This is a genomic window from Enterovibrio gelatinilyticus (genome assembly GCF_028683095.1).
GTDB lineage: Bacteria > Pseudomonadota > Gammaproteobacteria > Enterobacterales > Vibrionaceae > Enterovibrio > Enterovibrio gelatinilyticus.
Genome location: NZ_JAJUBC010000146.1, coordinates 1 through 339 on the forward strand (window position 1 = coordinate 1; position 339 = coordinate 339).

General features: G+C 42.5%; 1 protein-coding gene. It reads left to right on the forward strand.

Features of this window, described 5'->3' with window-relative positions; genetic code table 11:
• On the forward strand, positions 1-305 hold a 305-nt coding region (locus LRP50_RS25590; protein WP_274167199.1), incomplete at its 5' end, for a hypothetical protein.
• Positions 306-339 lie beyond the last annotated feature (34 nt).

Sequence of the window (339 nt, forward strand, 5' to 3'; positions counted from 1 at the left end):
TGTTTTTATGGAAATTTAAAACTGGCGCGTCCCTTACTTTTATCACCCGTTTCGTTGCTCGCCAAAATCTTGAGTATCTCGACCTACTGGTCGAAGTTACCTCAAAATTTGGTACAGTGTTGTTTAAAGAACAGTCTGGCGCCCGATATACCGTTAACCTGCAACAGCCTGAGAATATTGAGCAAGTTGAAGATAACCTCTATCGCGTGGAGCAGTTAGAAGAAGATGACCTCCAATTCAGTGATCCTGAATTGCTTAAGTCAGCCTTGCTGCCTATAAAAAATGAATCCAAGGATAGCCAATGACTCCTCATGATTTTCCCTTTTTTGCGGGCCAACT